Genomic DNA, 22790 nt, shown 5'->3' with positions numbered 1-22790 from the left:
GAGCAGTCAAAAGTTTATCAGGTTATGCTCACCTGGACATAGAGACTCGAGGGCTCACTATAAAATGCTGTGATTAACTAACAATCAAAATGAATAGTTGATGACTTGTAAGCAGGGGGAATTAGACACGGTAGGTTTATAGTTGTCTCCCAGTAACTCATAGAGTCTATTCTGAGCCAGATAAAATGTCTCAAGTCGCTCTAACGTATTGAAATATTTATACTGATAACCATAAAAATCAACTCGAGTACGGCTCTCTCTTCTTACGCAGACCCGCAGCGCGACGAGTAAATCACACAGGAATGCCGCATTTTCAACTGACATCTCATTGAAATCAGCCTCAGCTTGTTTGGGGCTTTTTTGCGTAGTAGCTAGAGCGAGAAGAGACTTGTAAATCCTTCCAGCGCTATAACCAAGTTGACGTAACATAGGATCGGTATAATGCTTAGTGATAAATACCTCAAAATCATCTCTCACTCCATTATGGTTTGAATCTATGCCTTCGAGAGGCTGAAGCCCACTTTTTTCAGTGATAATGAATGCCCCTTCATCATGGGAGGCCGACGCAAAGGTATTAACTGGCATTAACAGGAAACAAAGTAATATCCATATCATTTACAAATCCCTTTATAAAACTGTCCTTAATTGGTGGATAAGCGTTAATTTAATGCTTTTTTGCTCCATACATAGAAATAGTGCCCTCCGCTGATAAAGGCCATCACGATCAGAGACCACATGCCTACTTGAAAACTCTGCGGGGTAAGGAACGGATAAACCTGGTCGGTTAATAGTATCAGGGCAAAGGTTATCTGCACGAAGGTACTCGCCTTTCCCCAGAGACTCGGGGCTATCTCATAACGACCAAACTGCCAGTGATAGAGGAGTGCACCGCAGACGATTAAGAGATCTCTTATCACGACGACCGTGGCCACCCACCATGGCAGCAGGCCCACAATCGCAAAAGAGACATACACACTGACCAACAATACCTTATCGGAAATAGGATCGACAATCGCACCGTAACGACTGACGGCATTTAATTTACGGGCTAAGAAGCCATCGACGCCGTCACTGAGTCCGGCAATAAATGCAATCCATATCACGCTGCCATAGTCTTCATTCAGGATCATCAGGCAGATAGGTATAGCCAAGATCAGGCGCAATGTCGTCAACATATTGGGAAGCTGCTTGATTACTGAACTGGCCATAACTTATTAACCATCCTGGATTAAGTTTTCCTATCCTTAGTATATCTGCTCCGACTCAAAGTGCCCGTTTAACCGATTTAGTGATAAAAAATCTGAACTCAGTAGATCAACTTGCCCTCAAGCCGATTTTTCAGTGCCTGTACGGCAGGCATAGATTGGCGATGAGTTGGCATAATATTTATACTGTTCAAGCCGTTTTGATAAGCTGCTTGTGCATCGACAAAACACATCTGCAGGTAGTAGATATCTCCTTTCTTGAGTTGCCAACGAGGCAGAGCCTTGACACTATCCGGCAAGCGTTCGATGGCCGAGAGCGCCAGCGGAGTCTCGCCTTGCTCCAGATAACTGTCGATCAGAAGCTCTATTAAGGTGACGATCGGACCAAGCCTGTCTATTCCATCGTTGAGCCCCTCAATGGCCTTGCTAAGCCCCACGTTCTCTATCGACTTAGCCATCATCGCACGCTCAATAAACTGATCCGGCGTGGGCCTGTTTAACAGGCTCATAAAACTATCCATCTCATCGGTCGCCAAATCATACTCTTCCAGCGCTAAATAGGTTCTAGCGAGATTCAATCTGGCCGACTTATATCTGGGATCTAACGCTATCACATTAGATAGCAAGATCTTCGCCTCATCCGGCATCCCCGACTGCAGTCGCATGCGCCCCATATAAAACCAGATATCCAGACGTATATTATCATCATGGGTGTTCTTCAGGGCACTTTGAAAATCACGCCAGGCCAGCTCCCAATGCTGGTTTTCACTGTGCAGCTCACCTCGCTGCAGGTACAGATGAGGATCATTTGTCTGTGATAAGAGCAAGTCGTCATAGTGCTGCACACGTAGATCGACCTCTATGTGCGCCATAGAGACGCCGGGGCAACTCAGCGTCAGAAATAAAATAGCCTTATAGAGCACCTTCATGGCTAAGGCACCGTTACCGAACCCGAGGTCATGACATCGTTGAAGCTATCGCCTTCTCGCTCAATATTTGTGACGGTAAAAGCGAAAACGTCGCCGCTTTGAGCCGCCACCTTAGACAGCTTCAAACTTAGGGAACCGTTTGCCCCGGTAGTCCCTGATACCATCGACGTCGTACTGTCGGCTAAGGTCCAGTTACCGCTCACCTTGGCGCCCGCAGCTAGGCTTCCCAAATCATCTATCACGGATACCTGAGCCGTAATATCGTAGCTACGTCCCTTCCTCTTAAGAGAGAGTGAGACATCATCGGCCTGTAATACCGTAGGCGCAGAGATAGTCGTCACAGAGACCTCTTGTGAAACAGGCGACTCTTCGACGCCATCGCTGGCCGATATAACATAGTAATAGCGGGTATCAGGCGCTACCGAAATATCGAGATAATTCGTCACGTCCGATTGAACGGGCGAGTTATAGCCGCCGGAATCGAGCGAACGGTAGACGTTATAGCTGGTCGCTTGAACCACGCCTGACCAGCTCAGCTCAACCTGACTGCCATTGAAACTGGCACTGAGATCCGTTGGTGCACTAATTCCTCCACAGGCTGTGGCATCGGATTGAATACAGTCACTGGTCTCAATATTGTCACTCTCGAGGTAGGTGTAGCCCGTGAGGCTCAGAGAGTTGACGGTAAAGATAAATTGACCACTGCTATTTTTGTTTGCGTTACCCGAGCCGAAGTTGACCTTGCCCTCGCTCGATGTCACGCCAGATACAGACAGTGTCGACAGGCCTGTCCAACTCCCCAGCACCGCGACGTTACCAATACCTGAGCCCATATTATCGACGACCGAGATATCAGCCTGTGCCCTGAGTTTTTTCCTGTTTACCGACTCGATGGCCATGGCTATCTGCTCGACATGAACCGAGGCGACTATGGCGTTGGTCGTGACATTTAGTGGCGCGCTGGGAATAGATTCGTTATTGGCACCATCGAAAGCGATCACCTTATAGGCATAATCTGTTGCTGGTGTTAAACCACCATCATCGAAACTCGTTATCAATGATGTAGCTATCATCACATCGTCACGCAGTATCTTATAGCCGGCCACAGCGACATTATCGGTTGCCGCACTCCAGCTCATAGATGCACTGCCCGTGGTCACTGAACTGAGTTGCAGGTTTTCAACCCGGCTCGGTGCTTCGCTATCCCCCTCTGGCTCAGGTTGGGAGTAAACCAATGTTAATTTAGGGTGGAAATTCGTCGACTCGCTCGAATAAAAATCGGCACCATCTGAAGCCGACGTGTTTGCGATGACAAAGCCATTATTGTTGACGGCACCATCCAGCCAGGACTGAACGATAGCAATGCCGGCCTCATTGAGGTTAGCCGTGAACAGTCCAGTCGAGGGTGAAATTGAAGAGAGGGAAATCGAGCCGCGATCGCTTCCGCCCTGTCCACCAGCCGACGCCCAAGCCATACCGGCTCTATACTGCTGCCAGGTCACTTCAGCTTCGACCCAAGGAGAATAAAGCGCGAAAACATCATAGCTGCTACCCGATGGGTTAAACACATCTAAGGTGATCGCCGCCGACTCGACAGTGGCATTAACCGGAATTTGACTAATATCCCATCTAAGCAGACTCGAAAGATCGACTCCGCCGCCATCATCACCATCGATATAGAGGTTCGAACTCGTACCATAGTTAGCGCCACTATTGAGCTCACTGATATAGGCATCACTGGTACCGGCATAACCCGCGGCAGGACTGACTCCATCCTGAAATGCGACGGTGATTAGATTGATATAGGTAAATGTCTGCTGGGTATCGGCGACTATTGTGTTAAGCGAAATATCTTCGATGTCATTGACTGTCAGGGTGTAGAGCTGTGAAGGGATCAGGGCCGAGGTAGTTAAAGTGACTTCGCGCTGATTTGTACTCTGCTGAGCCGAGAGCGCAACGGCGTCATTATCAAGTTGGTAATTCAAAATATCAGTTGCACTAGCCAAGCCGATATTTTCTGAAAAATTAACCCTGATGTGTGTCGTATCAATCGCCTCAACCGACACCAATTCAGGTGGAAGAATATCCGGTCCCTTAGTGATGGTGAATGCATCTTGAACGGCATTGGTATTATCGATAAAAGTAGCCGTCAGCTCATTTTCTATCACCTCGACAACGACCGACCCCAGACTATTGATTGAAGCATACATGGCCGGGTGGTTAAGCGCTCCACCCGAGATCTTGCCTGAACTTCCCGCAACCACATAGACGGCGCCGTTATTGGCCTGTTGGATCTGAATTGCTTTCTGATAACTGCCATCTCCTGTTTTCTTACCATCGCCACCATCGAGTTTCATCACCTCACTGAACGTCGTTGAACTGCCATAGTGACTATCGATAAGGTATGAACGCTCATAGGAGTGGCTGTGACCGGACAGGACAAGATCCACGCCGTAAGACTCCAGGATTGGCAGCGCATTTTCTCGCATCTCTATCAAGCGATTTTCTGAGTCCGAGTTATGAGAGCCTTTAGTGTAGGGAGGGTGATGCCAGTAGGCGATGATCCAAGGCTGACTGGTGGCCTCAAGGTCATTCACCAGCCAGGTCAACATGGCACCGCTACTTGCCCTGTCTGTTTCGTGAGACTCGAGGCAGATAAAGTGGATCTGGCCATAATCGAAAGAGTAATAGGCTTCCGTTCCCGATGGAACGCCTCCCGCTTCAGCGTTGGTTGGCAAGGTAAAAATATCGTAATAGGGACCATCTTGTGAGGCAGAATCGGCGCTTGCCCCATCGTGATTACCTAAGGTTGCCCAGAGTGGAGATTGCTTCAACAGCTCAGGATAAAGATCAAACACCGCGGCCTGATACTCGCTGTCGGTGCCGGTTGAATAGGCATTGTCACCCAGCATGATCCAAAGGTCTGTGTATTCATTACCTGTCCGGGCTCGATAGGCATCTCGAACGGCTCGGGCATTACTATCCGCTGTGCCGGAATCACCGATAACCCATACTCGGGTAAGCTCTGTATTACCAATAATTGGGGAGGTATAGAAGAAATGGCTGCTATCGCCACCGGCAAGGACGCTCCCCGCTTCATCGAGCAGAGCATAGTAGTAACGGGTATCAGGCAGTAAACCCGAAATCAGCACACTATGATCCAACCCATCTGCCCCGGATGCATTACCACTTAAGTCATTCAGCTCTGTACCGTAGGTCACATTCGATGGGCTGGAGACATCGGTTCGCCACTTAACCGTCATGCTGTGTTGCGTGCCCAGCTGCAGATAGGGACCACGACTCAGGTTTTCCGCCCGCCCTTCAAATGGTGCAGTAACAAGCAGCGAACAGAGTAGCCCACTAAGAAAGAGTCTGTTAATCGTAGACTTACATGATAAGAACGACAGAAATGAACCAGGCATAAACACCACCGTACCTTGCGGCTCTTAAGCTATAAACACAAGCAAGAGCCATGAGCAATGTGATAAGTATATGCACTAATCCCCCGTTGTGCCTGAGCTTGCACCTGCTTAAAGATGTGGTATTGGGGGCTGTTGAAGCAAAAAAAAGAGCGCCGAAGCGCTCTTTTTAATCTAACTTTGACTCTGAATTTGAATCAGACTTTTAGTCAGAGATTAATGATCGTGCGCCTCGCCTGACCCTTTAGGGAAACGAATCGACTCAACCATATCAACAACATCCTGAGGTACCGCAGCCGTTACCTTGCTTACCGCAAAGGCGACACCAAAGTTAACCACCATACCCATCATACCGATGCCTTCGGGAGAGATCCCCATGAACCAGTTGTCGGCGTTATTCATCTCAGGATTCATGAACTTGAAGAACACGATATATGAGGCGGTGAATAGTAGACCAATCACCATGCCAGCAATAGCGCCCTCTTTGTTCATCGTCTTAGAGAAGATACCCATGATGATTGCCGGGAAGAGTGACGATGCCGCTAATCCGAATGCAATCGCAACGACCGCCGCAACGAAGCCCGGTGGATTAATACCGAAGTAACCCGCCATCACAATGCCTAAGGCTGCTGCGATACGTGCGAACATCAGCTCTTTCTTATCTGAAATATCGGGCATTAAGTTCTTCTTCAACAGGTCGTGAGAGACCGAAGTTGAGATAACCAGCAACAGACCCGCAGAGGTTGATAGTGCCGCCGCTAAACCACCTGCTGCGACTAATGCGATAACCCAAGCCGGTAAGTTAGCAATTTCAGGCGTTGCTAATACCATGATATCGCGGTCAATCTTCATCTCACTTTCAGCGCCTTTGGCATAATAGATCTTGCCATCGGCATTCTTATCATCCCACTTAATCAGGCCCGTCTTTTCCCAGTTCTTAATCCACTCAGGTGCAGTTTCATACGCAACACCTGTTGATTCGGGACCATTAATCGTCTCAATCATATTTACACGAGAGAACGCCGCCAATGCAGGAATCGTGGTGTACATGATAGCGATGAATACCAGTGCCCAACCCGCCGATATACGTGCATCTTTTACCCTAGGCACGGTGAAGAAGCGTACAATAACGTGTGGCAGACCAGCAGTACCGAACATCAAGGCACCAGTGATAAAGAACACGTCAATCATGCTCTTAGAGCCTTCGGTATATTGAGCAAATCCAAGCTCGGTCGATAGGCCATCTAACTTGTCGAGCAGATACACTCCTGTACCGTTACCCGCAGCGTCAATAAGCTCAGCACCGAAGCCAACTTGTGGCAAGATGTGACCCGTCATCATGACAGAGATAAATATTGCAGGAACCATGAAAGCGAAGATTAGTACACAGTATTGAGCCACTTGCGTGTATGTAATGCCTTTCATTCCACCCAAAACAGCATAGAAGAAGACCACGGCCATACCTATGTAAACACCGGTTTCGACATCAACCTCGAGGAACCTTGAGAACACCACCCCAACACCACGCATCTGACCCGCGATGTAGGTAAAGCAGATGAAGATGGCACAAATAACGGCTACGGTACGCGCTGCCTGGGAGTAGTAACGGTCACCGATAAAGTCGGGCACGGTAAACTTACCAAATTTACGCAGGTACGGTGCCATACACAGTGCAAGCAGTACGTAACCACCAGTCCAACCCATCAGGTAAACTGAACCATCATAACCAACAAACGAGACGATACCCGCCAGTGAAATAAATGACGCCGCCGACATCCAATCTGCCGCAGTCGCCATTCCGTTCATCACAGGATGAACACCACCACCTGCCACATAAAATTCTTTGGTCGATCCAGCTCTACTCCAGATCGCAATACCAATATATAGGGCAAACGTCACGCCCACGATTAAATAAGTTAATGTTTGTACATCCATCTCACGGCTCCTTTCTTAGGTTGAATGTTAGTCTTCGTGAACATCATATTTTTTGTCTAATGCGTTGGCCTTGGCCACATAGACAAAAATCAGCGCGACGAACACATACATTGCACCCTGCTGCGCGAACCAGAATCCTAATTTGAATCCCATGAAATGAACTTCATTTAGTACATCGACTAATAAGATGCCGCATCCAAATGATACAGCTGCCCAAATTGCTAATAACCCCAGGACTAAACGCAAATTCTCGCGCCAATACCCTTCAGCCTTTTCGTTACTTTCAAAACTCATAGTGACTCCCCTGTGCTGGTTTTTATATTAAAGTCATAGTTAATCTACCAAGCATCGAGGCAACAACAATCGCGACCTTAGTCTAACGTTGGCGGCAACTTAACTTAAAAAAACAGAGAACTCGATATTTAACAGCAAGTTGAAAGTTGACGCCGGCGTCAACCTGCAACAAAAGTACTCAACGACCTTAGACTAAGGTAGGAGGAAAATTAGAGGATAATGAACAACATTTTGTCGCTCGCAGCCTCAAATGAGAAAATATCCCCCTCTGTAGGAGCATGCTTCAGCCGCGAATAGCCATATTAGGGCTCAGATCAGATCAGGGTTTGGTGAGAGGTATTGGCTTTTAGTGCAGCGAACGTTTGCGTGTCCATCAGCCATTTGCCACCAGGTACTTCAAAGGGGCAACCATCTTTGGCAGCAAACTCACCATAGGACAGCAGCTGCACTCACGCTTTGTGGTTGTTGATATCGAACTAGTCCGTCTCGCCATCGAACGCGAACGTCAGTACAGCTATACTCACCGTCGTGGAGTAGCCTCTTTTGTGATAAATAGCCTTGACGGTTACTCTGTGCTGCAATGACGGCTAGCAGAGCCCTAATGATTAGTGTGATGTTCTTTACGGTGAGAGCGGAGAAGGTTTGAATAGGCTGGTGACGCCACCGAACTGGTGCGTGGTGGCATACTCTTCATTGCTACCAAGCTCGAGGCTATCCATGGTGAGCTTATCTTGGTGAGTTGAAAATGTAGCATGTCGGCCAGCGTACCCGACTCGGTGAGAATGCTATCGGTTCGCTCACCCTGTTGAATCTTTTGCTCATTGCGCACGATATCAAATTAACCGTCGCTGCTTTCTCGCCACAAACGCGGCTCGCTGTTCGGCAATGATCTGGTTAACTCTTCGCTCGGTGAGCCCATATTCACGAGACAACTGCTCCAGGTTATCACCTTCAAATTCACGCCAGATACGGATATCACGCAGGACATCTTTGAGGGGTTCGCCGTTGGGGATATAGATAACACGGTCACCAAGGTAAATACTTAATGTGGTGGCTAAGGCTTCGCTGATGGCCAGAGCATTGCGTACCTTCTGTCCCTCTAAGGTGACTCGCATCAGCTCACATAGGCTTTGTAGGGATGATGGCCAGCGGTTGATAAAATCGGAACGCTCATCAGGTTTGAGTGTTTGCAGGGTTTCTAATACTTGTTCCAGTTCAAAAGTACTGCTATGAATTAAATCCATTTGCTCTTCATGCATCATCTTATTCACAAGATAGCCCTCCGTTGGCTTGAGTTAAATATAGCTCAACAATCGCGGTGTAGCTGGCTAATTGTTCATATTGTACCGATACTGATTGCCCACGGTCATTTAGGCGTTGAAACAGCACACGTTTATCCCAGCTTTTAAGGCTTTCGAGTACCGTTTCGCTAATGTCGCGGTCGATTTTGTGTTGGTTAGTGAGCGGGATATTCTGAGGTGGGTATCAGGCCTGACAATAACTAAAAAGCCCGCAAGAATGCGGGCTTTACTCATTAAAGTCTGTCGATAGGCAGAACAGATAAACTTATTCTTTGTCTTCCAGCGACGACAGATAGCTCACCAACTCAGCCAGCTCCTCGGCCGTGCGATGCTTAGACTTGATCAGGTATCGACCATTAACCAATAACGAGGGTACGCCACGAATTCCGGCCAGTTGAGCCTGAGTGTCGTAATTAGAGAGTGCCAAACTGGCATCGGCCGAACTCATCGCTTTCTCAACCTTGTCGGCACTGACGCCTTGCTGCACGAAGTAATCTCTTAGCTGCTCCGGACGTGTAAACGCCCCCTCCTTCTCATGTATGCGCTTAAAAATATTGCCATGAACCTGAGGCGTTAATTTAAACTTTTGAGCCAGGTAGTAGGCTTCCTGACTTAAGATCCAACTCGGGCGACCGGCACCGATAGGTGTTCTGCTAAACTCCACCTTGTCACCGAGGAGCTCGACCGTTTTCTCGAACAAAGAATCCTGTCGGTAACAATGACCACAATTATATGAGAAGAACTCCCTGACTATGGGAGACTTAGCCTCGGGGATCCCTCTTATTTGCACATAGTCGACCCCTTCGACAAAGCTCTGAGCCTCTACTCGGTTGAACATCATCGTATTGACTGCAACGAAAAGCAGTAATGTGGTTAAGGGCCACTTTAAAAAATTCATCGTCTCTTCCTAAGTTAATAGTTAAATTTGTTGTTCAACATTCACAGAGCATAGCTAAAGGGTCGTTATAGCGATATTGAAAGCCTAATTCTGTAGAAATTTTAGTGCCGTCGATGCATTTACCGACTTGCGACTCATCGCTGAATGCCGGCGCGGTGAGAGATATGTCTTTAGCCGCCGCCGAATAGAAGCTTTCCCGGCCCGGATGTTGCCTCGCACAGATATTATAAACGGGAGATAGAGAACCAGCCGATAATAGACAGGACACGGCGCCGATGCAGTCGTCCAAATGCACCAGATTAACCGGTGACTCTCGGCCCGGTAAATTTTGTTTTCCCGCCAGGAAGCGTCCCGGATGCCTTTCTGGTCCGACTAAACCGGCAAACCGGATAATACAGGCATTAGGTAGCTCGCTGAACAGCTTCTCAGCTGCGAGCAATACCTCGCTCGATGCCGAATGCGGCGCGGCATCGCTTTCTGTCACTGGATGTACTGACGAAGGATAGACCCCCGTGGTGCTGACAAAGATGATCCTCATATATTCATGCTGAGCCATCAAGCGTTTGAGGAAACTCAAACGTTGCTGGTAAGCACCGGGAGATTTTACAATTGCAGGGGGAATATTGATGATGATGGCATCGGTACGAAGCCTTTGACGCAGCATAGCTAACGTCGATTCATCGAATCCAAGCTCAGACTCTCCAACCACATTCCCATTGAATTGCTGCTTATCGAGATCGAGGCCAAAGCCTGAAATACCATCATGAGTTAACGCAGCAGCCCCTTCCATTGAGCGCTTGCTACCGCTAACGATATAACCCTGTTTAACTAATGCCTTTGCCAGCGGTAATCCAAACCATCCACAACCCACAATACTGACCGTTTTAATCTTCAAGGTTACTCTTTCCTAAACGTTTATTATTATTTCCAGATATTTATAACATCATATATAAAAAAGGCGAACATCTTCACTATTTAGGCACGCCGCTGAAATAGAAACTGATCCCCATTTCGGCCTGCAGAGCTCTCATTGCTCCCTCAGAAAGCTCTTCAAGCTTTAAGACCTTCTCAACCATCACGTCCTCCTGGGTAAGAAAACGCAACGCCGGTTCGCTGCCATCGGTGTTACAGGCCCAGACTTGAGGCTGCTTAACCTCTTTGGTGGTCATCATCACTTTACCTACGGTCTGATCAGAAAGCTCTACGATCGTACCCGGCGGATAGATACCTAAAATTTTAACCAGGACGGCAATCAGTGACTCGGCGTGCTTACCAGCCCTATTCTTAAACAGATAGCCCAAAGCGACCTGTGGAGAGCGTAACTCATCTGTCCAAAGCTGCCTGTCATAATCGTTAGCCAGACTGACTATCTGAGTCACGATGGGGATTTTATTGCCTTTCAAGCCATCGGGGAATCCGGTTCCATCGATAAATTCATGATGATGCAGAATAATATTTAAGACCATCTCAGGATATAACCCCGTCTTATGGAGCATATCGTAGCCGAAATTAGGGTGTTGTTTCATGAAGTTAGCTTCATGCTCTGTCAATTGTCCCTTCTTGCGACGAATAATATCGGGCACCCTAAGCTTACCGATATCATGATAGAGGCAACCCAGGGCGATATCTCTCATATCCGATTTAGGCAGCTCCATCGCCTTGGCGATCATCAGGGCCACAACCGCTACCGAGATCCCGTGTTGGGTAATGCTGGCATCACTCTCACCGGCACTCACCAGAGCAAGAAATGGCGTTTCCACGTCATGCATATGTTCGAGCAAATCTTCAACCAGAGCAGCCGAGTTTCGATAGGCGCCTTCGGGATCACTCGCAATCTTGCTAAATGATGAGCGACTCTCGTTGACACATTTGATAAATCTCTGCTGACTGAGCCTTAATGACTTTCGGATCAGCATCTTGTGATCCACTTCAACCTTAACTTCTTCGACTTCCTCGACTTCGGCCTGTGCAGCATCGGCTTGCTCAATGATCTCTTCACCCGAAAGCAAGATCACATAGGGAACACCTAAACTTTTGATTAGCTCAATTTGCGCTTCTTCTTTAATTTCGACACGGTTAAACAGGAAAGGATGATTCTTCCAAGAGAGGGGTAATTTGACTGTGATCCCGATCTGTAGCTTATCTACGGGTAAATGTATCTGCTCGGCTTTAGCCACCAATGCAACTCCTTTGTAACACCTGTTCGAGAGACCCTAAATTAATCAAGGTATCGTTCCCTATTTCAGTTTCAGCATTAGGTTACGAGAAAAACCAGTTGTGAAAACCTACTGAACTTAATGACATAACTATAGAGCATTAACAAAAAATCTTAAGTAAAAGATATCAAATTTACTGCAAAAAACCACTTTTAGCGCCGAAAAAGAGCCTCTGATACCTTAAAAGTAGTTCATTGTGCCATCTAATACCGCTCTAATTGTTAAGACTTGGTAAGAGAGAAAGTCCATTTCGAAAATTCAGGCATGAGTTATTCCAACTCAAATAGGGGGAAAGTGGTAAATACTCCAAAATGGATATTGCATACAATATCCGGGATATATATAGTTAACTTATTCTTTGAGGAGGCATTGCACCCCGTCGATGTCCTTTTGAAGAGTGTTGCTGTCAATTGTCCTTTATTATTAAAAAGGCCCCTACAGCTAAAGTCAGGTGTTTAATTTAATAATTTTGATTGAAATCCTGGATCGAAGTACAAGTTCGTTGTCTGTATTACATGATTCTTTGGCGCTGCACTTTGCAGCGCCTTTTTTTATCTCACCTTCCTCCAGCAACCTTGCACCGAACGAAGCTGAATCGGATTAGCGGTGTGATTAGGTTTAAACCTTGCCCGGAAACCTCTCCTCTCTGGGCCAATCGGCGAAGTAATAACTCAACCTTTTCGACTTAAACAGATAGATCAGACTCCAGAAAAGCAGCAGTGCATCTAAACCCATGCTCCAGTTATAGAGATAGTGCGAGTTAATCGTTCGCTCAATTAACAAACCTGCATCTATCACTAACAAGAGCAACAGCACCCATTTTAACTGCCCAAACAACGGCCTCAACCAGAGGGGGGAACGTTTACGTTCGGCGATCACAACACCATAAACCAGTAAGGCACCAAACCCCGCCACCAGGGCCATGATGAAATCACTTTTTTGAGGGTAAAAGAGCGCCACCAGTGCGGCGCGGTCGCTCGATTGTGTCAATGACGCGATGAAGATACACCAGCCACGCGCAATATAGACCAATATCAGATAGAGATAGAGGGGAGGTTTAATATGCCCTTTGTCATCGAGCCAGGTGATATTGCTAAAATTCACAGAGTTGCCTTAAATTATCTTTCTACACAGTGATATGGAGTCATAAAAAGATAATTCAATGCTAATATTCAAAACAGGCCGATGAGGATGCCATTCATTGGCATCCTGACTAAAGATAACTGGCTGCGAACTACTCGCCAGCAAGCACGGCTAACAGACCATCCTCATCGAGCACCTTAACGCCCAAGTCCTGAGCCTTGGTCAGCTTTGACCCCGCCGCCTCGCCCGCTACTAAGCAATCGGTATTCTTAGAGACGCTACCGGCAACTTTAGCGCCAAGCGCCTGTAACTGAGCTTTAGCATCGTTACGATTTAGCTTGGTCAGGGTTCCTGTCAGCACCCAGGTCTGGCCCTTAAGAGACAATGCCTCTTCGGCTACCTCTTCGATCTCGGGCCAATGAACACCAGCTTGTACCAGGTTATCGACCACCTCTAGGTTGTGAGGCTGGGCAAAAAAGTAGGTCAGGTGCTGGGCGACAATCGCGCCGACGTCATCCACCTTAATAAACTCATCCGCATCGGCAGACTTTAACTTATCCAGGTTTTTAAAGTAGTTGGCCAAGTTCGCCGCCGTCGCTTCTCCCACTTCACGGATCCCCAACCCATATAGGAATCGGGCAAAGGTAGTTTGCTTAGCGTCTTCGATAGCAGCCACCAGTTTAGTGGCCGATTTCATCCCCATTCTGTCTAACATAGTCATCGCAGAGGCGGTTAATCTGAAGAGATCGGCGGGACTTGCCACCAACTCTTTATCGATAAGCTGCTCAACCACCTTATCACCCATACCATCGACATTAAGGGCCTTACGGGATGCAAAATGTTTAATGGCTTCTTTACGCTGCGCCTCACAGAACAGACCGCCGGTACATCTTGCAACCGCCTCTCCCTCGGTGCGTTCAACCATGCTGTCACACACAGGACAGGTCTGAGGAAACAGGATATCGTTTGCACTGACCGGACGCTTCTCGGCGACGATAGCCACAACCTGAGGGATCACATCACCTGCGCGGCGCACTATTACTGTGTCACCCACTTTCACGCCGAGTCTGGCAATTTCATCGGCATTATGCAGCGTCGCATTAGACACAGTCACGCCGCCGACAAACACGGGTTTGAGCCTGGCCACGGGTGTCACCGCTCCGGTTCGTCCGACCTGAAAATCAACGCCTTCGAGCAGGGTCATCTCCTCCTGAGCAGGAAATTTAAATGCCGTTGCCCATCGGGGGGCTTTCGCCACGAAGCCCAATTGCAGCTGATGCTCAATGCTATCGACCTTAATCACCACGCCGTCAATTTCATAGTCCAGCGCCTCACGGCGTTCGAGAATATCGGCATAATAATCGAGCACAGTTTTGACATCACCGCACAGCTTAACTTCACTGCTCACCGGGAAGCCCCAGGACTTAAGCTGCATCAACTGCTCGTGATGTCCCTTGCCTAAAGGCCAGCTCTCCGGCTCGACGACGCCCAAGGCATAGGCATAAAACCCCAGTGCACGACTCGCAGTTATCTTACTGTCCAGTTGACGTAGGCTACCGGCGGCGGCATTACGCGGGTTAACAAATAGCTTCTCACCTTTCGCTCTGGCTCTGTCGTTGAGTGAGTCGAAGGCTTTTTTCGGCATGATCACCTCGCCTCTGACTTCGAGCAGAGGTGGAAAATCGCTGCCACGTAACTTAAGCGGAATAGAGCGAATGGTACGCACATTTTCGGTGATATCTTCGCCGACACTACCATCGCCTCGGGTCGCCGCTCGTTCATAGACACCGTCGCGATAGAGGATACTGACCGCTAAACCATCGAGTTTAGGCTCACAGCAAAAAGTCGGCGTCTCACTGGTTTTGTCGCTGATACGCTTATAGAAGGCATCAAACTCATCTTCACTGAAGACGTTATCCAGACTCAGCATAGGTTTAAGGTGAGTGATTTGATTGAACTTAGCTAACGCCACGCCCCCGACTCTCTGTGTCGGTGAGTCCGGCAGGCAAAGCTCTGGATTTTCGGCTTCAAGCTGCTTTAATCGGTTGATTAAACGATCATATTCAGCATCCGGTACACTGGGTGCATCATCGACATAGTAGCGATAGTTGTGCTCATTAAGCACTGAGGTCAGTTGTTTAATCTCTTCTTGAATAGCGTGCATCTTGTTATATCCGAATAAACATGAGAAAGGCCGCGAAGGCGGCCTTTTATAAATAGGTCTTTGATTTTATTGCCCAATAAAACCGGCAGTTAAGAATTCTGTGTGCGAATACGCTGCAGATAGTTTTGCTTAGTGTTTTCACACCAGGCAACACGACCACCATCGAGAAGCTGACCACTCAGATCATCGGCCAATTGATGGGCTGAATTCAACATGATAGAGAAATTCCTCAAGGGATCGCCATGACAAGGCAGCGTCATAAATAATACAACGCCCTCGGTAGTGAACTGTTCCATATCATCTAGGTTAAACACACCAGGTTTCACCATATTCGCCAGTGAAAATAGTGTTTTGCCGGTACCGGCATTGTCTTCATGACGATGGAAGATACTCATGTCGCCAAACTTAAAGTTCAGAGACAACAGAGAGGGCAGCAGTTCTGCACCATTAAGCTCTTCACCTTCGGCCGCGACCACATGCAACACCAGTACATCTTGTGGCTCGGGCAATACTTCCGGCTCAGGGGCAACTGGCTCAGGCTCTGGCACAGACTCTAACACTGGTTCTGATACGGGTTCTGGTACTTCAATTGAAGGCTCTGGCTCAGGAGAAAGCTCAGGAACAGTCGACTCAAACAATGAACTTTGGTTAGGCGCAGCTTCTTGGCCCAGTCCCAACTCCATCTGATTGATCTCCTCTTGCTGCACTTCTGCAGACAACACAGGCTCCTGTCTCTGACGAGTGACTCTCTGTTTAGGCTGATCTGACAGAGAAAAGTCATCACCGGCTTCTGCAACATTCTCATCTTGACGAACAGAACTGTCCATCTGGCCCTCAGAGGTCAGAGTCGGCTCTTTTGGCGCAAAGTCAATTTCATCTTCAGCACGTTCGTCATCAGAAATGGGAGACCCTTTTCTGACTCTCACCTGCCCAATACCATCGGCATCAAACCCTTGGTGATCTCGAGTCGCGCCCTGATCTTTATAGAAGCCCGTCATGGGGCTCTCTTTTAATGATTTAGGTTGTTGTTTTCTAATGGACCAAAAACCATGCACAAGTACCGCGACGATTGCAATCGCACCTAACACAAACAATACCAGTTGCAAATTTTCCATTGGTTACCCTGTCTTTCCTATGGTTAAACAGCGTCGGCTAGTGCCACCGCTTCATCAATATCTACAGCGACTATGCGTGAAACACCCGGTTCATGCATAGTGACGCCTATCAGTTGGTCAGCCAATTCCATGGTGATCTTGTTATGACTGATATATATAAATTGCACACTTTGAGACATCTCTTTGACCAGCCGGCAGAATCTGTCGACGTTGGCATCATCTAAAGGTGCATCGACCTCATCCAACATACAAAAAGGTGCAGGATTCAGTCTGAAAATCGCAAACACCAATGATAAAGCGGTTAACGCTTTTTCTCCACCGGAAAGAAGATGAATCGTACTATTCTTTTTACCCGGTGGCCTCGCCATAATCGTCACTCCGGTTTCGAGCAAGTCATCATGGGTCAAAGCCAGATGTGCACTGCCTCCGCCAAATACTTTCGGAAAGAGTACACCTAAATCTTGGTTCACTTTATCAAAGGTCTCTTTAAAACGACTCTTCGTCTCTCTATCTATCTTACGAATCGCCTCTTCGAGGCTGGTCAGTGCCGATGTTAGATCCTCATCCTGACTATCTAAATATGATTTTCGCTCACTTTGCTGCTCATATTCCTCGATGGCGGCTAAGTTGATCGCCCCCAGATGAGTAATGCGGGCACGTACTCGCTCTAACTCTCTTTGGCGGGCCTGCGAACTCTTATTCATATCTAAAGAGAGCTTAACTTCATCGAGCTTAATCTCTTGCTCATTAAGCTGCATCAATTGGCTGTCTGCCTGACCTTTTAAACCTTCGCGACGTAACTTTAACGTGCTGATAGACTGAGTCAAGTGTTCTATCTTGCCAAGGTGTTGTTTTTTCGTTAATCCTGCGCTATCACTCGCTTCTTGCAGCCGGGTTTGCTCTTGACGCAGTGTCGACAGCTCGGTCTGCTTCTGTTCCTGCTTAGCCAGGGCTTTCGCAAGCTGTTCATTTAACGCACTAAGCTTGCCATCTTCGTTGTCAGCATCTTGCTTCGCCAACTGGTTTTCCAGTGCCGACTTAGCCAGGCTCAACTCTTCGATACGGGTCTGTTGCTGTGTGATGGACTGGGCATTGAGGGCAATTTTTGTCTTCAGTGCCTGCATCACAGAGTTGGACTCATTGAGTTTCGACTGCTGCGAAGCGCCCTGCTCTTTTAGCGCTTTTATCTGTTCGCCTTTCAGCTGAAGTTGCTGTACGAATCGGACTTGTTCGGTTTCTGCTGCCTGTAATTTGCCGAGTCCGCCGCCGAGCTTGTCGCTGAGCGCCGCTTGGGTGACCAAAAGCTCATCGAGCGTTAACTTATACTGCTCAAACTCCAGGTTCAGTCGCTTACCTCTCGCCTCACACTCCTTTGCCCTGTGCTCCGCGGCGCTTATCTGTGAACTTAACCCCGCAATAGAGAGTCTCAACTGCTGCAGACGTTCGTTACCCGACTGGAGCGATAATTTCAAAGGTTCGATAATGGCGTGCAGCTCATGATTCTGTGATAACAGATCGCTTAACAGGGCCTCGGAACCGGTAATGCTTAATTCAAGCGCATCCTGTTCCCGCTTTAACTGCACCAGAGAGCCCGAATCCGTGCCCTTTCTAATCACGAAACCTTTGCCAAGCAGATAACCGTCGGCGGTGGCGATACGTTCATTGTCACCTAAACCGACGAGTAGTGGCTTAGCAGCATCGATACTTTCCGCCCACTGAACATTAGATAGCCAAGGTGAGAGGTTGGCACTGCAGCTGACAACGGACCAGGTGTGCTGATCCCATGAGCTAAATCCTTCACGACCCTCTTGTGCTTCGACGTCGGCAGGAGTCTTAAGCAATCCATCAAACAGAAGTTCGACGGCTTTCTCCCAACCGGGTTTCACTTCGAGTAGCTGCCACAGGGCTTTTTCGCCCTCGAGTTCGGTCTCATCCGGCAGTAACTTAGAGACCAGGGCTAAACGCCCTCTCTCTTCGGCAAGAGACTGACTCAAAGCTTCCTGTTTGGCTCTGAGTTTGGCTTGTTCTTGGGTCGCGATAGTGAGTCTCGATTCTGACTCTTCATTGATCTCCTGCTGAAGATCCGCCTCGGTCATTAACTGCTCGAGTTCTGATGCCTGCTGCTGATGACTCTCACTGGATTGCTCGGCCGCAACTTCGTCGCTCTGTTTTCGATTATCTTCTATCTGCTGCTTTTTCTGCTCAACCATTACCTCAAGATGAGTCAGCTTTGAGCGTGAAACCTCATGCTCTAACCGATAAGCCGAGACCTGCTCTTTGTGCAGGTTTAAGAATGTGGAAAGCCGATCCCCTTCGCCTTCGAGTTCATTGAGCCGAACCGTTAAATCAGTCGATGAGGAGGCCAGAGTGTCGACTAAGGGAGTTTGATTATCAAACTCTAAGCTCAAGGCGCCCTTTAAGGCCTCATCCGCACTTAACTGAGCATTGTGGTTATCGAGCTTAATCACGATCGCCGAGATCCGTTGATCGATATGGGCGTCCTGCTGCTGCCTGTGCTTAAGATCTTGCTCGAGCTTACCTATCTGGTTTCCGCATTGGTAAAATCTTCTACCCGCTTGTGCTCTTCACGCTCGAGTTCCGCCAGCTGCACACTCAACTGGGTTAAGGCTAATTCGGTTTTCTCTTTTTCGGCATCAAGCTCTGCCTTATCCAGTTCAAGCTTGTTTACCTCCAGGGTCAACTTTTCGGTTTGACTGGTTAACTCAATATAACGGCTGACAGAAAGCTCTGAGTCCAGTATTCGTTCAGATTGCTTAAACTCGCGATATTGCTTAGCAGCACTCGCCTGCTCGGCCAACTTCTCCAGCTGACGCCCGAGTTCGGTGCGAATATCGCCGAGTCTCTCGAGGTTCTCTCTGGTGTGACGGATCCGGTTTTCGGTCTCGCGTCGCCGCTCTTTATAACGGGAGATCCCTGCCGCCTCCTCGATGAACACTCTCAGCTCTTGAGGCTTAGACTCAATCAGACGGGAGATGGTCCCCTGCTCGATAATCGCGTAGCTTCGAGGCCCTAAACCCGTGCCCATAAATAGATCGGTAATATCTTTGCGGCGGCATTTCTGCCCATTGAGAAAATAGGAGGAGTCGCCGTCTCGTGTCACCTGCCGCTTTACCGAGATCTCCTGATAGCTGGCATATTGCCCGGTAAGGCGGCCATCCTGGTTTTCAAACAGGAGCTCGACACCGGCGACCGATACGGGTCTTCGGGCACTGGAGCCATTAAAGATGACATCGGCCATGGAGTCGCCACGCAGATGCTTAGCCGAGCTTTCGCCCAGCACCCAACGCACGGCATCGATGACATTAGATTTACCACAACCATTGGGACCAATGATCGCGCTTAGCGGGTTGAGAAAAGGGATCTTAGTTGAATCGACAAACGACTTAAATCCAGCAAGTTTTATCTGTTTGAGTCTCATGGTGCCAGTTAGGTCGTTTTCAGCAAATACATTTTGCCGAACAGAGCTTATTTAGAGTTGATTTTCTGGGGCTACTTTACCAAAGCGGGCAGTATTTTGTAACGTTTTTATTAGCCATTGTTCCATATAACTCTTGTCATCGGAAACTGACTGGAACACAATTCAGATAGTTTTTTCTTATGCCTAACATAGACGTGTCTACTTATGAATCAAACAGCTAAAACATCCCGTAAGAGTGGGATGGACTACTTTCTCTTCGGATTTAGCCTGATAAAACAGAAAGGGCTGAGAAGTTTTGTGTTTATTCCACTGATGGTTAACCTGCTGCTTTTCTCCGGCGTTATCTATTTCGCCATTGGCCAGCTGGAAAATGCCTTCGGCTGGATCTCGGCCCAGCTCCCCGATTACCTGAGCTGGCTCAACTTCATCCTCTGGCCATTGGCCGTCATCACCTTATTGGTGGTGCTCTCATTTATCTTCAGCTCAGTGATGAACTGGATAGCCGCCCCCTTTAACGGCCTGCTCGCCGAAAAAGTGGAGCAGCACCTGACAGGCAAAGATCTCAACACAGGCACCACCGTCGACTTGGTTAAAGACCTGCCGCGGATATTCGGGCGGGAATGGATAAAGCTTAAATATTACCTGCCCAGAGCCATCATCTGTCTGATCCTGTTCTGGGTCCCCCTGCTGGGTCAAACCGCCGCCCCGGTTATCTGGTTCCTATTCAGCGCCTGGATGATGGCCATTCAGTACTGTGATTATCCCTTCGATAACCACAAGGTGGCCTTCACTGACATGAAGTTTGCTCTCAATCAGACCAAAGGCACCAGCTTCACCTTCGGCGCATCAGTCACCCTGTTCTCGATGATCCCGATCGTCAACTTTATCGTCATGCCGGTAGCCATTTGCGGCGCCACGGCGATGTGGGTAGATAAGTATCGTGAAGCCTACAAGCACCCGGAGATAGCGCCGGAGTAACGTCTCCGGTTACTTTTCTTATTGGTTTCAATTGGCGCTGTTGATGTTGGTGTGATTATTGATTGGCATGACCGTAATGGTGTTTATTACTTGCAGCAGTCCCACATGTAGATGCTTATGTGGGACGCTGTTACAGAGAGTAAGGATCGAGTGTGGTTCACTCTGCCGTGCAGTGGCTTCGTTCAACACGGTTTTGGACAAAAACTTGTTTACTTGTCAGATAACAAGTTTCAAATATCTTTTTAGATTGGGTTCATTGGACTGAACGCCTATTGCTGAAGACTTTAACTTCAGATTTATCTATCACCTGCGGCTAGCTGAATGTGCAAACACTTCTGTGACACGCTGTGAATATGTCCCTATACGCTCTGCGACATCATCCCTGATGCCGAAGGTCACAGCCGCGTTTACACCTGACTCTGGCTTCGAGAAAGTTGTTTCTTCGATTTGGGTTTACAAGTCACAGGGTTTACAAGTCCTTTCAAACTCATTTCTGGACATAAACGAGCTAGATCTTAGGCTTTAACTCATGAGATCTTGATATAGGTAAGGTATGGCAATCGGATATACGGTAACGCCTTGCTCAACAGTGTGCTGAAGATGGTTGCTTTTGTGAGGCCTTGTTGCACAAAAGAAGACTGCTTTACCACGTCCGATGCAGCAACTTGTGCATTTCACCAACTCTCAGTATTTCGTTGCATCCTTATCCTTATCACCATCAACAAGCCAGCCCCTGGCAGCCGATATCTCTGTCTCTCCGAAAAACTCAATAGGCACAGGCCTTAGACCTTTGGTGGTGAACGCATGAATCAAATCCTCCCATCGTTCTTTATCACCAACGATCGCAATTTTATCAATGTAAGCATCATTTTTTTCCGCAAAGCTTATATCCTCCCATCCTTGCGCTTTTTCCCATCCTTGAAAATCACTAAGAACTATCAAGATCTTTATATTGCCCACAGCCTTAATGGTCGATTCACACTTTCCTTGTGCATGGATCAGCTCTTCAATGCCCAGTTTTTTAGATACGTTGATCAAAAAAATATTAGAAGCTTCTTCAAGTCCAAATTCAATAGCCATTATTATCTCCTCTTAGATTTGTCATGCTTTAACTCTATTGTTTGCGTCATAACGCCAAGCTTTGCCTCCGATGGAACGGATCCGTTGTGTGCTAGCGTAGAGTTTAGCGCACAACGAGCGAAGTGTAGTCGGTTGGCAACAGCGCCTTGTTATTTGCGGGCTGGAGATGAAGCTTTTTGATGCTGCGATGTTCATTCCGCGCGATTGTTGTTTGTGGTATTACGGAACTACGCGCGATGGCATATGTGGCTAGATGCTGTTTGGAGCAATACAGGTGGGAGTGGCTAGCCCTATCAATCATTAAAGAGTTCGAGCTGATGAACAAGAACACCATATAAAAAGTAGAGTAGAACGGACAGCTGAGAGCGTGCGAGATTAAAGGCTGCAACTCATTTCGGGGCAGAGATGAGTTACTAAACCTAGCAATAAAGCCTAATCGAAGAGAAAAACAACGCAGTGTAGATACAGCTGTGACCGTCCGTGACAAGGCCGTTCTATGACATCCTTTTCACCACAGCATTTGTGAATCCATTCACATCAGATGTCACGGCCGAGACTATAGGGATACTTCTTATGAAATCAAGAGTCGTATCGTGTCACAGAAGTGTCTGCACATCCCTCGCCGGAGGCGATAGATAACTATGGAGCTTCGACCACCAGCATCTTATTCAACACAAAAAAATTAAAATTTATACTGCCTTAATTCGAAGGCAGATAACATTTGTAACAAATTC

Annotated in this window: 16 protein-coding genes and 1 pseudogene; 2 read left to right on the top strand and 15 right to left on the bottom strand. The window is 47.9% G+C overall.

All coding sequences use genetic code 11. The annotated features are described in order from the left end of the window. Positions 1–84: 84 nt before the first annotated feature. The 6 genes from SSED_RS09040 to SSED_RS09015 form a co-directional block, all read right to left on the bottom strand. Positions 85–615, bottom strand: a complete 531-nt coding sequence (locus SSED_RS09040) for a hypothetical protein (RefSeq protein ID WP_012142097.1) — start codon at positions 613–615, stop codon at positions 85–87. 44 nt (positions 616–659) lie between these two features. Beyond that, a complete protein-coding gene (locus SSED_RS09035) occupies positions 660–1208 on the bottom strand; it encodes a CDP-alcohol phosphatidyltransferase family protein (protein ID WP_012142096.1) in 549 nt (182 codons plus the stop codon). A 98-nt stretch (positions 1209–1306) separates the two neighbouring features. Next, positions 1307–2134: a tetratricopeptide repeat protein gene (locus SSED_RS09030; protein ID WP_012142095.1), complete on the bottom strand. Its 828-nt coding sequence runs from the start codon at positions 2132–2134 to the stop codon at positions 1307–1309. Positions 2135–2136: 2 nt separating this feature from the next. Then, complete coding sequence (locus SSED_RS09025) at positions 2137–5556, bottom strand: DNRLRE domain-containing protein (RefSeq protein ID WP_012142094.1); 3420 nt, start codon at positions 5554–5556, stop codon at positions 2137–2139. A gap of 213 nt (positions 5557–5769) precedes the next feature. Beyond that, entirely contained in the window at positions 5770–7488 is a 1719-nt protein-coding gene (locus SSED_RS09020) for a sodium:solute symporter family protein (RefSeq protein ID WP_012142093.1), read from the bottom strand. Between the two features lie 27 nt (positions 7489–7515). Continuing rightward, positions 7516–7782: a DUF4212 domain-containing protein gene (locus SSED_RS09015; protein ID WP_012142092.1), complete on the bottom strand. Its 267-nt coding sequence runs from the start codon at positions 7780–7782 to the stop codon at positions 7516–7518. Between the two features lie 362 nt (positions 7783–8144). Between SSED_RS09015 and SSED_RS09010 the strand changes: the two genes are divergently transcribed. After that, the gene (locus SSED_RS09010) at positions 8145–8366 is read left to right on the top strand and encodes a hypothetical protein (RefSeq protein ID WP_041421606.1); all 222 of its coding nucleotides are present in this window, start codon (positions 8145–8147) and stop codon (positions 8364–8366) included. A gap of 249 nt (positions 8367–8615) precedes the next feature. Here SSED_RS09010 and SSED_RS09000 read toward each other — a convergent pair whose 3' ends face one another. From SSED_RS09000 to SSED_RS08965, 8 genes and pseudogenes are all read right to left on the bottom strand, one after another. Further along, entirely contained in the window at positions 8616–9044 is a 429-nt protein-coding gene (locus SSED_RS09000) for a Mor transcription activator family protein (RefSeq protein ID WP_012142090.1), read from the bottom strand. A gap of 304 nt (positions 9045–9348) precedes the next feature. Next, positions 9349–9924 (bottom strand): thiol:disulfide interchange protein DsbA/DsbL, encoded by a 576-nt coding sequence (locus SSED_RS08995; protein WP_223295992.1) that lies wholly within the window; start codon positions 9922–9924, stop codon positions 9349–9351. 91 nt (positions 9925–10015) lie between these two features. Further along, positions 10016–10876 carry a Rossmann-fold NAD(P)-binding domain-containing protein gene (locus SSED_RS08990; RefSeq protein WP_012142088.1) on the bottom strand — a complete coding sequence of 287 codons (861 nt, stop codon included), beginning with the start codon at positions 10874–10876 and terminating at the stop codon, positions 10016–10018. Positions 10877–10952: 76 nt separating this feature from the next. Further along, positions 10953–12158, bottom strand: coding sequence for an HD-GYP domain-containing protein (locus SSED_RS08985; protein ID WP_012142087.1), 1206 nt, complete (start codon positions 12156–12158; stop codon positions 10953–10955). A 657-nt stretch (positions 12159–12815) separates the two neighbouring features. Beyond that, on the bottom strand, positions 12816–13301 hold the full coding sequence (locus SSED_RS08980) for a DUF2919 domain-containing protein (protein WP_012142086.1): 486 nt from the start codon (positions 13299–13301) through the stop codon (positions 12816–12818). A 130-nt stretch (positions 13302–13431) separates the two neighbouring features. Next, the gene (gene ligA / locus SSED_RS08975; RefSeq protein WP_012142085.1) at positions 13432–15444 is read right to left on the bottom strand and encodes an NAD-dependent DNA ligase LigA; all 2013 of its coding nucleotides are present in this window, start codon (positions 15442–15444) and stop codon (positions 13432–13434) included. Between the two features lie 89 nt (positions 15445–15533). After that, positions 15534–16559, bottom strand: a complete 1026-nt coding sequence (gene zipA / locus SSED_RS08970; RefSeq protein ID WP_012142084.1) for a cell division protein ZipA — start codon at positions 16557–16559, stop codon at positions 15534–15536. Positions 16560–16582: 23 nt separating this feature from the next. Then, a pseudogene (locus SSED_RS08965) lies at positions 16583–19998 on the bottom strand (chromosome segregation protein SMC). 204 nt (positions 19999–20202) lie between these two features. On the opposite strand from SSED_RS08965, the gene cysZ reads away from it, so the two are divergent. Then, a complete protein-coding gene (gene cysZ, locus SSED_RS08960) occupies positions 20203–20976 on the top strand; it encodes a sulfate transporter CysZ (RefSeq protein ID WP_012142081.1) in 774 nt (257 codons plus the stop codon). A 684-nt stretch (positions 20977–21660) separates the two neighbouring features. On the opposite strand, the gene SSED_RS23620 is transcribed toward cysZ, so the two are convergent. Then, complete coding sequence (locus SSED_RS23620; protein ID WP_012142080.1) at positions 21661–22056, bottom strand: SpoIIAA family protein; 396 nt, start codon at positions 22054–22056, stop codon at positions 21661–21663. Positions 22057–22790: the final 734 nt, after the last annotated feature.

It is taken from the genome of Shewanella sediminis HAW-EB3, assembly GCF_000018025.1.
GTDB classification, from domain to species: Bacteria; Pseudomonadota; Gammaproteobacteria; order Enterobacterales; family Shewanellaceae; genus Shewanella; species Shewanella sediminis.
This window is presented reverse-complemented; position numbering and strand designations above follow the sequence as displayed.

Bases quoted from the DNA above. Each gene is read 5' to 3' on its own strand.
- cysZ (WP_012142081.1), top strand. From the start codon at position 20,203: ATGAATCAAACAGCTAAAACATCCCGTAAGAGTGGGATGGACTACTTT.
- SSED_RS09035 (WP_012142096.1), bottom strand. From the start codon at position 1,208: ATGGCCAGTTCAGTAATCAAGCAGCTTCCCAATATGTTGACGACATTG.
- SSED_RS09030 (WP_012142095.1), bottom strand. From the start codon at position 2,134: ATGAAGGTGCTCTATAAGGCTATTTTATTTCTGACGCTGAGTTGCCCC.
- ligA (WP_012142085.1), bottom strand. From the start codon at position 15,444: ATGCACGCTATTCAAGAAGAGATTAAACAACTGACCTCAGTGCTTAAT.
- SSED_RS08995 (WP_223295992.1), bottom strand. From the start codon at position 9,924: ATGATGTTCAACCGAGTAGAGGCTCAGAGCTTTGTCGAAGGGGTCGAC.
- SSED_RS09000 (WP_012142090.1), bottom strand. From the start codon at position 9,044: ATGATGCATGAAGAGCAAATGGATTTAATTCATAGCAGTACTTTTGAA.
- SSED_RS09040 (WP_012142097.1), bottom strand. From the start codon at position 615: ATGATATGGATATTACTTTGTTTCCTGTTAATGCCAGTTAATACCTTT.
- SSED_RS09025 (WP_012142094.1), bottom strand. From the start codon at position 5,556: ATGCCTGGTTCATTTCTGTCGTTCTTATCATGTAAGTCTACGATTAAC.
- zipA (WP_012142084.1), bottom strand. From the start codon at position 16,559: ATGGAAAATTTGCAACTGGTATTGTTTGTGTTAGGTGCGATTGCAATC.
- SSED_RS09015 (WP_012142092.1), bottom strand. From the start codon at position 7,782: ATGAGTTTTGAAAGTAACGAAAAGGCTGAAGGGTATTGGCGCGAGAAT.
- SSED_RS23620 (WP_012142080.1), bottom strand. From the start codon at position 22,056: ATGGCTATTGAATTTGGACTTGAAGAAGCTTCTAATATTTTTTTGATC.
- SSED_RS09020 (WP_012142093.1), bottom strand. From the start codon at position 7,488: ATGGATGTACAAACATTAACTTATTTAATCGTGGGCGTGACGTTTGCC.